Origin of the sequence: Micromonospora sp. NPDC052213 (assembly GCF_040679695.1) — a bacterium.
Classification (GTDB): Bacteria; Actinomycetota; Actinomycetes; order Mycobacteriales; family Micromonosporaceae; genus Micromonospora.
In genome coordinates, this window is the sequence record NZ_JBFAVI010000126.1 from 1 (window position 1) to 10,706 (window position 10,706).

10 protein-coding genes are annotated in these 10,706 nt (G+C 73.7%); 6 read left to right on the forward strand and 4 right to left on the reverse strand.

From position 1 onward, the window contains the following. Nucleotides 1-88 precede the first annotated feature (88 nt). Nucleotides 89-2,011 (reverse strand): hypothetical protein, encoded by a 1,923-nt coding sequence (locus tag AB0L34_RS24625; protein WP_363706933.1) that lies wholly within the window; start codon nucleotides 2,009-2,011, stop codon nucleotides 89-91. Nucleotides 2,012-2,219: 208 nt separating this feature from the next. Between AB0L34_RS24625 and AB0L34_RS24630 the strand changes: the two genes are divergently transcribed. The 5 genes from AB0L34_RS24630 (at nucleotide 2,220) to ygiD (ending at nucleotide 7,225) form a co-directional block, all read left to right on the forward strand. After that, nucleotides 2,220-4,460 carry a hypothetical protein gene (locus AB0L34_RS24630; RefSeq protein ID WP_363706935.1) on the forward strand — a complete coding sequence of 747 codons (2,241 nt, stop codon included), beginning with the start codon at nucleotides 2,220-2,222 and terminating at the stop codon, nucleotides 4,458-4,460. A 29-nt stretch (nucleotides 4,461-4,489) separates the two neighbouring features. Further along, nucleotides 4,490-5,230 (forward strand): transposase, encoded by a 741-nt coding sequence (locus tag AB0L34_RS24635; RefSeq protein WP_363706937.1) that lies wholly within the window; start codon nucleotides 4,490-4,492, stop codon nucleotides 5,228-5,230. Nucleotides 5,231-5,261: 31 nt separating this feature from the next. Further along, complete coding sequence (locus AB0L34_RS24640) at nucleotides 5,262-5,864, forward strand: MBL fold metallo-hydrolase (protein WP_357461432.1); 603 nt, start codon at nucleotides 5,262-5,264, stop codon at nucleotides 5,862-5,864. 121 nt (nucleotides 5,865-5,985) lie between these two features. Further along, entirely contained in the window at nucleotides 5,986-6,204 is a 219-nt protein-coding gene (locus AB0L34_RS24645; RefSeq protein ID WP_350708282.1) for a hypothetical protein, read from the forward strand. A 151-nt stretch (nucleotides 6,205-6,355) separates the two neighbouring features. Further along, the gene (gene ygiD, locus AB0L34_RS24650) at nucleotides 6,356-7,225 is read left to right on the forward strand and encodes a 4,5-DOPA dioxygenase extradiol (RefSeq protein ID WP_363706939.1); all 870 of its coding nucleotides are present in this window, start codon (nucleotides 6,356-6,358) and stop codon (nucleotides 7,223-7,225) included. Between the two features lie 50 nt (nucleotides 7,226-7,275). On the opposite strand, the gene AB0L34_RS24655 is transcribed toward ygiD, so the two are convergent. Next, nucleotides 7,276-7,416, reverse strand: coding sequence for a hypothetical protein (locus AB0L34_RS24655; RefSeq protein ID WP_363706941.1), 141 nt, complete (start codon nucleotides 7,414-7,416; stop codon nucleotides 7,276-7,278). Between the two features lie 384 nt (nucleotides 7,417-7,800). Between AB0L34_RS24655 and AB0L34_RS24660 the strand changes: the two genes are divergently transcribed. Then, entirely contained in the window at nucleotides 7,801-9,081 is a 1,281-nt protein-coding gene (locus AB0L34_RS24660) for a low temperature requirement protein A (protein WP_363706943.1), read from the forward strand. Nucleotides 9,082-9,108: 27 nt separating this feature from the next. Here AB0L34_RS24660 and AB0L34_RS24665 read toward each other — a convergent pair whose 3' ends face one another. Together AB0L34_RS24665 and AB0L34_RS24670 are read right to left on the reverse strand one after the other, a co-directional pair. Next, complete coding sequence (locus AB0L34_RS24665; RefSeq protein WP_363706945.1) at nucleotides 9,109-9,564, reverse strand: MarR family winged helix-turn-helix transcriptional regulator; 456 nt, start codon at nucleotides 9,562-9,564, stop codon at nucleotides 9,109-9,111. 97 nt (nucleotides 9,565-9,661) lie between these two features. Beyond that, the gene (locus tag AB0L34_RS24670; protein WP_363706947.1) at nucleotides 9,662-10,477 is read right to left on the reverse strand and encodes a G5 domain-containing protein; all 816 of its coding nucleotides are present in this window, start codon (nucleotides 10,475-10,477) and stop codon (nucleotides 9,662-9,664) included. Between the last annotated feature and the right edge of the window lie 229 nt (nucleotides 10,478-10,706).

Consider the following 10,706-nt stretch of genomic DNA (forward strand, 5'->3'; position numbering starts at 1 on the left):
CCCACCCCCCGCGCGGGCCACCCCCCGGCGCGGCGGGCGCCGCGGCCAACCCCCCCCACCGCCCCCCCCCCGGCCGTCGTGCCGGTGCCTAGAGCTGGATGCGGACCAGGTTGCGGCCGCGCAGCGCGTAGAGCGCCGAGCCGTCCGGGGCGGCGGTGAGCAGCGCCCCGCCGCCGTACCACTGCGCGTTCAGGCCGGTGACGAACGGGGTGACCGTCATCGTCGCCGGGTCGAGCTGCCACACGTCCCTGCCGTTGGTGCCGTAGATCGTCGCGCCGACCTGCACCAGGGTGCTCTGACCCGGGGCGACGGCGGCGGTCGACACGACCTGGCGGGTGCGCCGGTCGACGGCGAAGAGCACGCCGGTCTCGGTGAGTCCGATGACCCGGTCGCCGGTGGCCACGAGGTCGACGATCTGCTTCGCGCCGGGAACGGGGGTGATCTCCCAGGTCTTCGTCCGGCTGGCGAGGTCGAAGCCGGCGAGCCGGGCCTCGGTGGCGCGCGGGGTGGTGCCGAAGCCGCCGTTGACGCTGCTGCCGAGGAAGGCGGTGCCGTGCTTGACCGCCACCGACCGGATCGACTGGTCGGCGACGACGTCGCGGTGCACGTCCAGGGCCCCGGTGCGGGGATCGTAGAGGCTGACCGCGCCGCCGTACCGGCCGTAGTCCGGCTCGGTGCCGACGACCAGCAGCCCGTCGGCGGGGGACCAGGTGGCGTCGAGCGGCCGGGTCTGTTCCGCGCCGATCGCGGCGACCCGGCGCGGGTCGCCGTCGGGCGCCATCCGGAACAGGTACGCCAGCGTGTAGACCGACATCCAGATCTCGCCCGCGACGGGCGTCATGGCCTTGGCCTCGCCGGGCAGGAACCGCCGGGTGGAGGTGCCCGCCGCCAGGTCGTGCACCTGCACGCCGGCCTTGCCGGAGACGTACACCCGGGGGCCGTCGGTGGCGATCGCCATGGCCAGTTCCGGCGCCGGCGGCATGCCGGCCTGGGTGAGGTCGACGCCGGTCAGCTCGCCGGTGTTCAGGTCGTAGGTGACCACCGTGTTGGTGACAACGCCGCGCAACTGGTCGCCGGTGACGAAGATCCGGCCGAAGGAGGCGCCGTCGTAGGGCACGGCGAGGGTGCTGAGCTGCCCGGTGTCCCGGTCGTACCTGCGCAGCGTGCCCGAGGGGCGGGTGCCGAGGTAGACGTCGTTGCGCGACGGGTCGACGGCGATGGCGGTGATGAAGCTGTCCGGCGTCTGCACCACCTCGTACCTCGACGGGTTCGCGGTGTCGATCAGCAGCATGGTGCCGGTGGGGGAAAGGGCCGCGGCGAGGAGGCCGTTCTCCAGGGCGAGGGTGCCGACGAAGGTGCGGTCGGCGAACTCGGGCGGCAGGAGTTCCCGCTTCGCGCCGGTGGCCCGGTCGATCGCGATCAGGTGGGCGTGCGCCCCGACGCCGGCGTAGATGGTCGTCGCGTCGACGGCGATGCTGCGCACGTACTGCTCGCCGGGCACCGCGACGCCGTAGTCGCGGGTGGCGCCGGTGGCGGGGTCGTAGGAGAAGACCCGCCCGCCGGGGTAGGTGCCGCCGTAGACGACGCCGTCGGGCGCGGTGTCCAGGGCCCAGATGTACCGGTCGGGGGAGACGTCGGCGACCTTGGTGACCCCGGTGCCGGTGGTGTCCACCCGGTACAGGTCGCCCGGCTCGTAGGTGCCGACGTACAGGTCGGTGCCGACCGACGTGGTGGCCCAGGCGCCGCCGCCGGTCGGCAGCTCGTAGCGCTGGTCGACCGTCTGCGCGGCCAGGTCGTAGCCGCCCACCACGACCGGGTTCACGCCGCCGGTCGCGGTGTAGATCGTCCCGTCGATCAGCTCGGAGCCGTTGACCGAGGTGACCTCGGAGGCGGGCCCGAGGTCGGTGACGGTGCCGGGCGGGGGCGCCTCGGCGTGGGCGGGCCCCGCCGGGACCGCCAGGGTGGCGGCGGCCAGCAGCAGGGCCGCGGTGAGCGCGGTACGTCGCAACACGACCTCCAGAGTCTTCAGGTTTCGGTCCGGGCTCTAACCGTCACAGCCCACCACGCGGATCGCGCCGTGTCGAGCCCTTGGCGCGGACCCCGCGCCGGGCGGGTGCAGGCATTCATCGGTGCCTCTAGAGTTCCGGACGCCACCGTAATAGGGTGCCGGCATCGTCGAACGTGGAGGTCGCGTCGTGTCGCCGTTACGTCGTCCCCTTGTGCCCGCCGTCGTCCTGGCGCTCGCCGCCGCCCTGCTGCCCGCCGCCCCCGCCGCGGCCGCGCCGGCCGCCCCCGCGCCCGGCGGGGTCACCGACTTCGGGGTCCAGCAGACCGCCCTCACCGTCTTCGAGGGCCACTACGGCACCGGCGCCGCCGGCCGGCCCGTCGTCTACGGGGTCCAGATGGGCTCGCCCGGGGTGCTCAGCGTGGCCGACCCGGTGACCCGGGAACTGCTCGACACCGCCTACCTGCCCGACTCCTCCGGCGCCTGGGGCATCACCCAGACCGGCGACGGCACCGTCTACGCGGGCAGCTACCCCAACGCCCACCTCTACTCGTACGACCCGGACACCCGGGCCACCGTCGACCTCGGCGCGCCCGTGCCCGGGCAGACCGTCCTCTACGGCCTGCGCCCCGGCGCCGACGGCCGGGTCTACGGCGGCACCTACCCCGGGGCGCACGTCTTCTCCTACGCTCCCGGCGAGGGGTTCCGCGACCACGGCCGGATGCACCCCGGCGAGCAGTACGTGATCGACGTGGCGGTCGACGCCGCGCGCGACGTGCTGTGGGCGGCGGTCGGCACGGGCGGCCACCTGATCCGCCTCGACCTGACCACGGGCGAGAAGCGGGACATCTGGCCGGAGGCGCTGCGCGGCGACCCGAACCACCCGTACGACATCAACCTGGTCGGCGGAAAGCTCTTCGTCAAGCGCAGCAAGCTCCAGGCGCTCGTGCTCGACCCGGACACCGGCGCCGTCCTGGCCGACGGCTTCACCATGGGCTCCCGGGGCACCTCGCCGCTCGCCCCCGACGGCCGGTCAGTCTACTTCACCTCCGGCACCGACCTCTGGCGCTACGACCTGCCGACCGACACCGCCGGGCCGGTGCGCGACGCCGCGGGCGCGCCGGTGCGCAGCGACGGGGCGGGCATCGGCTTCGGCTTCCTCGACGGCCAGCTCTACGCCGTCGTCGGCAACTACGCCGGGCAGGCGCTGCGGTACGACCCGGCGACCGGCGCCAGCGAGCGGTACCGGCTGCCGTTCCCGCCGCAGGCGCTGGACATCAACAACATCACCGCCGGCCCGGACGGCCGGATCTGGACGAACCTCTACATCAACGGCAACCTCGCCGTGCTCGATCCGGCCAGCGGCGCCGCGACGAACGTGGGCCGGCTCGGGCAGGCCGACGGCTTCGGCTGGCACGACGGGAGGATGTACCAGGGCGTCTACCCGTACGGCGGGGTGCTCGTCTACGACCCGACCCAGCCGTACCGCCTCGGCACCAACCCGCGCGAGCTGTTCCGCCTGCAACCCGAGGGCCAGAACCGCCCGATCGCCTTCGCCTCGGCCGGCAGCCGGGTCTACGTCGGCAGCACGCCCGACTACGGCCTCTGGGGCGGCGCGCTGACCGTGTACGACACCGCGACCGGCGCCCGCACCACCCGCCGGGACATCGTCGCCGACCAGGGCGTGATCAGCCTGGCCGTGGTCGGCGACCGGCTCTGGGCCGGCACCACGGTCAGCGGCGGCGGGGGCACCGTCCCGCGCGCCACCGAGGCGAAGCTGTTCACCGCCGACCTGGTGACCGGCGAGAAGACGGCCGAGTACATCCCGGTGCCGGGCGCCGACGCGATCACCTCGGTCGTCGCCGGGCCGGACGGCATGATCTGGGGACTCGCCGACGGCGAGGTGTTCGTGCTCGACCCGGCGACCGGGGCGGTGACGCACCGCGTCGACGTGCCCGGCGGCTACTCCGGGGTGGCCGACGAACTGGTCGTCAGCGCCGCCGACGAGCACGTCTACGCCTCGCTCGACGGCTACCTGCTGAAGATCGACCCGCTGTCGAAGGCGGTGCGGGTGATCCGGGACGCGGAGACCTACCGGCTGACCCAGGACGGCCAGGGCAACCTGTGGTTCCGCAACGGGGTCAAGGCACCCAACCGGGCGGTCCAGTACGGCTCGCACCTGCTGCGGTACGTGCCCGAGGCGGACGCCTGCCCACGCTCCGACCTGCGCCGTCAGGTGTACGCGGGCCGCGCGACCGCCGTGCCGAACCGGTACGCCGACGGCGGGTGCACGGTCAACGACCTGATCCGCGACGAGGCCGACTGGGGCAGCCACGGCGCGTTCGTCGCGCACGTCGCCTCGGTCACCGACGGGCTCGTGGGATCCGGCGTGCTGGACGACGCCGAACAGGACGCCATCGTGGCGGCCGCCGCCGCCTCCTCCGTCGGCCGCTAGGCGGTCGCGCGGCGTTTCCTGCGGGCGCGGTGGGCGAGGGCCCGGGCGGTGTACGCCGTCCGGGCCCCGCCGAGCGCGCCGAGATCATGGTCCGCAACCGCTGCCTGGCCAAAGCGATCGGCCGTACCGGCTGGGCCGAGTTCCGCACCCTGCTGACCTACCAGACGCACCGCGACGGCCGCACCCTCGCCGTCGTGGACCGCTGGTACCCGTCGTCGAAGACGTGTTCGGCCTGCGGGCACCTGCTCGCCACACTCTCCCTCGGCACACGCCACTGGACGTGTCCGGGTTGCGGCACCCGGAACCGGGCCAGCGCGCCGGCATCCCACCCCGGCCCGGCACCCACGCCGGGCACGACTGAGTCTGTCGCACCCGCTCGCTACTCTGCCGGCATGATCATGGACGACGCGGACGCCACCACCGTACGGTTCCTCCGGATGATGCGGGCCACCCTGCGCGAGGAGAAGGTCGGCGAGGACACCCTGGGGCGCACGGTCGAGCTGGCCCGGGCCTGGGGCACGAGCGAGGCCGCCGACGCGCACCTGCGCGCGGCGCTGCGGCGGCTGCACGGCGAGTCCCCGGATCCCGACGACCCCCGGCAGGTGGCCGACGAGTGCGCCGGCCTCGACCCGGACGGCGTGCCGGACGCGGCCACGGCGGCGAGGGGCCGGGCGATCGGCCGGTTCGCCGCCAACGCCCGGCGGCTGCGCGAGGGCGAGATCGGCCCCGCCGAGTTCGACCGGATCGTGGGGGAGGGCCGGGAGGGCTGACGGTCGCGGGCCGGCGGCGTACGGTCGGCGGGTGCGGATCACCAAGTTCACCCACGCCTGCGTCCGGCTCGAGCACGACGGCGGCGTGCTGGTCATCGACCCGGGCACGTGGAGCGAGCCGCGCGCCCTGGCCGGCGCGGACGCCGTGCTGGTCACCCACGAGCACACCGACCACGTCGACGTGCTCCGGCTGGCCGGCCTCGGCGTGCCGGTCTTCGCGCCGGAGGGCGCGGCGCTGCCCGGCCCGGTCCCGCTGCCCGTGACCCGGGTGGGCGCCGGGCAGCGGTTCACCGCCGCCGGCCTCACCGTGACCGCGCTCGGCGGCCGGCACGCCGCCATCCACGGCGGTCAGCCCGACTGCGCCAACCTGGGCTACCTCGTCGGCGACGACGTCTACCACCCGGGCGACTCCCTGCACCCGCCGGACCGGCCCGTGCGGACCCTGCTCGTCCCCGCGCAGGCGTCCTGGCTGAAGCTGACCGAGGCGATCGACTTCGCCCGGGCCGCCGGGGCGGAGCGGGTGTTCCCGATCCACGACGCCCAGCTCAACGACCGGGGGCTGGCCAGCGTGAACGGCTGGTTCGCCGAGACTGTGCCCGGCTACCGCCACCTGGCGCCGGGGGAGTCCGCCTGAGCGGCCGTCTCCTCGCCCGCCCGCCGTCCTCGACCCGGGAGCGGGCGCCCTGGCCGGTGGTCGGCCGAGTCGCCCCGGTGCCCCTGTGCCGCCCGACGGTCGATTGCTATACGGTCGCCAGGTGAGGATCGAAGAGCACTGGTGGAACGGCGACACGTCCCAGCGCGGTCGCCGCGACGTGTACATCCGCACGGACGGGCAGCGCTGGGACGTGCAGGTGCAGATCGGCGGCGCCTCCGGCCGGTCCCGGGTGCAGGAATGCCCGGGCCGGGCATCGGCGGTCATCCTCGCCGGCGCCTGGCGGGGCAACCATCCCGCCTGGCGTGAGGTGTCCGCCTGACGGCGCCGACCCGGCCGGCGCACCGGGGCCGGGGTCGTCGTCGGCGAGGGGCGCCCCGGTGTGACGCCACCGGGTCATGGTGGGCGTTGGCCTGCCCGCCCCCGCCGGCGCCTGGTTACGCTCGGGTCGTCGTCGAGGTCGGGGGAGCAGCATGAGCAGCCAGACGGTCCCCACGGTGATGCCGGCGGCGTTCTTCGGGCACGGCAGCCCGATGAACGCCCTGGAGCTGAACCGGTACACGTCCGCGTGGCGCGCCTTCGGCCGGTCGGTGCCGCGGCCCCGCGCGATCCTGGTGGTGTCGGCCCACTGGTACATCGGCGCCACCGCCGTCACGGCGATGCCCCGACCGAAGACGATCCACGACTTCTACGGCTTCCCGCAGGAGCTGTTCGACGTCCGCTACCCGGCGCCGGGCCTGCCGGAGCTGGCCGAGGAGATCAGCGACGTCGTCCACCCCACCTGGGTCGGCGCGGACGTCGACTCCTGGGGCATCGACCACGGCACCTGGTCGGTGCTCACCCACGCCTTTCCCGACGCCGACATCCCCGTCGTCCAGTTGAGCATCAACGCGTTCAAGGATCTGGACTACCACCTGGACCTGGGCGCGAGGTTGGCGCCGCTGCGCGAGCGCGGCGTGCTCGTCGTGGCCAGCGGCAACGTGGTGCACAACCTCGGCGGGGTGGATCCGCGAATGGTCGACGAGGGCTTCGACTGGGCGCACCGGTTCGACGAGGCGGCGAGGGAGGTCATGCTCGGCGAGCCGACCGAGGCGCCCACGCTCGACGCCCACCGCGACTTCGGCCTGGCCGTGCCCACGCCGGACCACTTCATCCCGCTGCTCTACCTGGCCGGCCTGGCCGGGGCCGCCGGCAACGGTTCGGAGGTGCTGGTGGACGGGTACGCGTACGGATCGCTGTCGATGACCGCGTACACCGTCGGGCTGGCCTGCCAGGGGCCGGGGCCGGCGGCCGGAGCGCCGCTGCTCCCGGCCGACGTGCCGCCCGACTCCTCGAACATCTGACCACCCGGCTCCAGCACTCGAAGCCGCCGGCGGGCCGGTCGGGTCCTCCCTCAGGACTCGGCGCGGGCCGGTACCAGCCCGAGCGCCACGAACGAGCCGGCGAAGCCCCGGCGCAGCCATCGGGTCACCGCCGGTCGGGCCAGCACCCGGTCGCGCACGGCGCCGGCGAGCATCCCGTACGCGCCGAACACCACAGCCGCTGTCGTGGCACTGCCAGCGTCCCCACCCGCCGGGGCTGGTCCTCGGCTACGCGGCCAACACGGCCACGGCCATCGAGGAGGGCGTCGGAGTGATCGCCGCGGCCCTGGGGGCCGGCCGGCACTGTACCGACACCGGAAGCGAGCGGACGCGCCCGGCAGGGCTGCCCTCCCGCCCGGCGGGACGGCAGCCCGTCAACCGGAGACGACCCGTCGTGTGCGGACCGCCGTGGGCCTGACCCTGGTGGCCGCAGGGAGTTTGTCCGGTGCCCACACGGGGACACGTCCCTGCCACAGCCACGCGCGAGGAGGAGTAGGTGTGCGGTTCCTCAGCCGGCCCCGACGCCGTTTCCGGCCCACCCGGGTCATGACGCCGCCGTGCCCGCGCGACAAGTGACGGGAGCGCGGCGCGTCCGCTCGGTCACCGAGCAGTCCCGGGTCGCCACGGCGGAACTCTTCCTCGACGTGGTGTTCGTCTTCGCGTTCATCCAGGTGACCACCCTGATGACGGCGGAGGCGGGCGAGCTCGGCGTACTGCACGGCCTGCTCGTCCTCACCATCCTGTGGTGGTCCTGGTCGCTGTTCGCCTGGCTCGGCAACCGGGCCCAGGCGAGCTACGGCATGTCTCGGCTGGTGATCCTCTCCGTCACGCCGATCATGTTCGTGCTGACGGTGACGATCAGCGAGGCCTTCACCGACGTTCCCGGCGGCACGGACACGTCGCTGGCGTTCGTCGCCTGCTTCGCCGCCGTGCGGGTGCTCTACCTGGCGCTGCGGATCTACGCGACCCCCGGACTGAGCCGCGTCGACCTCGCCGCGCTCACCGTGCCGATGGGCGTCGCGGTCACCCTGCTGCTGGCCGCGGCGCTGCTTCCCCGATCGAACCTCGGCGCCGACCAGGCGAGGGCCGGGCAGGTCGTCCTCTGGCTGCTGGCGGTCATCGTCGACTACGGGGCAGGACAGATGCTCCGGGTCCCCGAACGCCAGATCTTCTCCGCCCGGCACTGGGCCGAGCGCCACAACCTGATCATGATCGTGGCGCTCGGCGAGGTGCTGGTGTCGGTCGGCATCGCCGGCGGCAGCGTACCGGGCTCACCGGGTCTGCTCACCGCCTCCGCGCTCGCCGTGGTGATCGCCGGCGCCCTCGAATTGATCTACTTCGACCTGTCCGCCCTCATCGGCGAACGTGCGCTGCGGGACGCCGACCAGGCCCGCCGGGTGGTCCTCGCCCGAGACGGCTACACCTTCCTGCACCTGCCGATGATCGCCGGGATCATCCTGCTCGCGCTCGGGCTGAAGCACGTGCCGTCGCTGGTCGGCGACGCCCACGCCTACCGGCGGGGCGACCCTCTCGACAGTCTGGGTCTCTACGCCATGTACGGCGGGGTGGCGCTGTTCATGATCTCGCACGCCGCGTTCCAGTGGCGGCTGAGCCGCGCCGTCCGCACCCTCGTGTGGCCGCGGGTCGTCGCGGCGATCCTGCTGGTGGCGCTGATCCCGGTCGTCGCCCGCCGGTCGGCACTCGCGGCGCTGGCGTGGCTGAGCGTGATCTGCGTCGTCACGGCGGTGATCGAGTTCTTCCTGACCCGCCGCGAGCGGCGGCGGCTCCGCGAGGCGCTTGCGGAGGAGGAGTGCCCGAACAGTGAGCCGGCCGCCTGATCGGTGTGGGAGGCGTCCGCCGCCCCGCTACGGGAGGTCGCTGTCGCCGCCCAGGTTGGCGATCATCCGGCGGAGGACGTTCAGGGCCGCGACGTACTCGGTGGCGTCGATGCCGTCGTGCATCCGCTCGTGGACCTCGCGGTTGCGGGCCGCCGCGCGTTGCCGACCGGCCTCGCCCGCCTCGGTGAGGGCCAGCCGGCCGTCGACCTCGGTGGTCCAGCCACGGGCGGCCAGGTCGGCGTAGACGGCGTCGAAGTCGGTGCCCTGGGTGTCGAATCGGGAGAGTTTGGCCGTGAGCGCGGCACGGGTCCACTTCTCGGGGGCGCCGGCGACGTGGTTCAGCGTCCACCAGTGCGGCTGGGTGAGGTTCTCCTCGGCGAGGGCGGCGCGGAGGCTGCCGACGATGATCTCGTTGGCGGCGCCGCTCCAGTACCCGATGGGCTGGGCGGCGAGCACGTCCTGCGGGTAAGCCTTGATCGTCATGCCGCGACCGTAGGACCTCGAGCGGGGTTGAGGTCAAGATCGTGGTCGGGCGCCGGTGGGCCCTCCCGTCAGTGAGCGGAAGGGGCCACCGCGACCGTCATTCGTCGCAGCCGACGCCGTCGCCGTCCCGGTCCAGGTCGTAGATGTCGCTGCCGACCACCCACACCGGTCCCTCGACGTACGCGGGCCCGTTTCCGCTACCGCCGGCGCAGTCGACGTCGCTGGCGACGGGCACACAGGCGCCTGTGTAGTTGGGGTCGCACCGTTGCGTCTTCTTCGTGCCCACGGCGACGACCTGCGTGATCGGCGCCCTGGTGACAGCGGACCGCACCAGCTTCCGGTCGGTCTGGACGCCGTCGGTCACGGTCACCTCGTAGGTGAGGGTCCTGATTCCCGCGACACCGCGGGTCCGCACCTTCCGGGTGCCCTCCGGGATGCTGGAGTCCTTGACCGTCCTGGTCTGGTAAGGAATCTTCTGGGTCTGCGTGACGGTGCGGATTTCGACGAGGGGCGACGCCTCCACCGTGGGCGTCGGCTCCGCCGGTGCCGCCTCCGTCGGCGTCGGCCCTGCCGGGGCGGCGATGTCTGCCGCCCCTGCTGTGGATGCGTCCGCACCCGATGTCTTCGGCTGCTCCTGGGTGGACACGGCCGCCGGCCGCTCCGTGCCCGGAGGCGGATCGGTCGTCGCTCCGATCGCGAGGCCTCCGCAGCAGCACAGCACCAGGAGGCCGGTGGCCGCGAGCGCGATCCGCGCCCTGCCGGGCAACCCGCGCCACCACGACCGTCGGTCCTGCTGCGCGAACTGAGCCGTCGGGCGAGGGGGGACCCGGGCGTACGCGGCGGTCGGCGGCTCGAAGGGCTGGGGTGGCAGCACCTGGCCCTGCCAGGGGTCCTGCGGAGGCTGATATGTCACGCCCCACAGTGTGCTTGCGTCATCAACAATTGCCGCCGGCCAAGCGGCTATTGTCCGTATCGGCGCCGGACGGATCGTCGCGACGGAAGGTTGTCGATCGGTGGCCGACCGTGCACGTGTCCGTCAGGTGACCGGAGGAGGGCCGACACGGTCGGGTCGACGTGGTCGGGCGACGGCGGTGGCGTTGGCCCCCTTCATGGCATGCCAGAACTCGATCGTGGTCTTGTCC